The following is a 1,695-nucleotide window of genomic DNA, read 5'->3' as shown; positions in this document are numbered from 1 at the left end:
CGGCCGGACGGGGACACTATACCCTAAAGTTACTTTCCAACCTGGCTCGCCGCAATAGCGGCCGAAGAGTAGCCCTGATGGAGGCTCCGGTATGGCGCTTAGTTGCTTAGCTTAATGGAGTTGCCGCGATGTTGTGTGTAGTGTTTAATTAACCTTTCCAGTTATTAAATACTGTCTTAACGTATTTATTGTCAGCCAGCCACCGGTAATATTATTTGAAAAAAATATAAACCCAGTGTCTAAGTCAGGGTAATATCGATACATTGAAACGAAATTCTTAGTAACTCCTGTGTGCTCGTAAAAATTACCAACATTGTCCCTACTAAGTTCTATACCAAGGCCATAAGAAACGTTTTCGTTAACTGATACTTGTTTCGAGAACATTTCTTCGTATGTGCTTTCTGATAAACCGACCCTGTCTTCGATACCAATCATAAACCTTGTAAAATCGATGGTGGTAGTCATTAAGCTAGCTGCCATATTTGGTTTTTCAAAACCAGCTTTTTCTGGTGTGTAAAGATTCAAAGCGTCAGAAGCATTAGCATTTGTATATTCATCTCGCTTAAAATAAAAGTTTTTTAAGTCCAAAGGTTCTATAAGTTCTTCTTTTAAAATTGTCATGATGTCTTTGTTCGTTAAATGCGTCACTACATCTTTTAAATATTCAAAACCTTCTCCCGAATATCCGAATTGAGTCCCAGGTTCAAACAGTAGGTCAAACTGACCATTTTCGTTTCTTTCAGCCCAATTTGGGAATCCTGTTTGGTGACTCAAAACATGCCTCGCGGTAATGAGCTTATAGCGCTCATCATAAGAGACATCATCATACGGTAAATACTTGTACAATGGAATATCTAAATCAATAATACCTTTCTCGACTAATCGGAGAACAGCAAATGAAAATACAGGTTTTGTAATTGATCCAGCCTCAAAGAGCGTAGTATTGTCAACCTTCACTTTTGTTAAAGGGTTTTTTACTCCATAATTTTTGTGATAAATTACTTTCCCATCTTTAACAATGGCCAAAGAAGCTCCTGGAACTTGGTAGTAATCTAATTGATCCAAAATGAAACTATCCAATTCGTGTTTTTTGGAGTCATTGAATTGATTCAAGATTCCTTTCGAAGGAATTTCAAAATTATTTGAAATCGTATCAAGTATCATTGTCTGACTGACAACGGGAACTGTAGCATCAATTTTAAAAATGATTTTTGAAGTATAATCATTGATTCTTATAAAACCCTGATCCCAATTTCTTTGCCAATGATATTTGCTTAATGTATTGGCGACATATTCCCCAACAGGCAGGATTGATGAAAAATGTCCTAAGGAGTCCACATCCAAAAATCTAATATAAGTAGGGTCGTACTTTGATTGGATCACTACTTTATTGGGAAAAAACTTTATAGAATCGTTTGACCATTTTATTTGCCCTTCAACGGGTATGGATTCTATATCTGCTGACTGTGCTTTGATTAGGTTGCAAATAAATACCAGAATTAAGATGACTACAGTAGTAATCCATTTATATTTTGACATTTCCTTTGTTGTTTTTATTGATTAACTGTATATATTGTGTACCAAAGACCTGGGTAACAGAAGTCAACCCACCTGGGTAACACTTTTTAAAATTACGATTATTATCCTTGTTTTTCCTTTCCTGCGCCCGGGGCCTGGCTTCCTGGAGGCCGTAGG

The 1,695-nt window shown here is 36.8% G+C and carries 1 protein-coding gene; it reads right to left on the bottom strand.

The window, feature by feature from the left end:
- Positions 1 to 144: 144 nt before the first annotated feature.
- Positions 145 to 1,539: a serine hydrolase gene (locus NMA52_RS18660; RefSeq protein WP_254829227.1), complete on the bottom strand. Its 1,395-nt coding sequence runs from the start codon at positions 1,537 to 1,539 to the stop codon at positions 145 to 147.
- Positions 1,540 to 1,695: the final 156 nt, after the last annotated feature.

The sequence above is a fragment of the Lewinella sp. JB7 genome (assembly GCF_024297185.1).
In the GTDB taxonomy this organism is placed as follows: domain Bacteria; phylum Bacteroidota; class Bacteroidia; order Chitinophagales; family Saprospiraceae; genus Neolewinella.
This window is presented reverse-complemented; position numbering and strand designations above follow the sequence as displayed.

Bases quoted from the DNA above. Each gene is read 5' to 3' on its own strand.
- NMA52_RS18660 (WP_254829227.1), bottom strand. From the start codon at position 1,539: ATGTCAAAATATAAATGGATTACTACTGTAGTCATCTTAATTCTGGTA.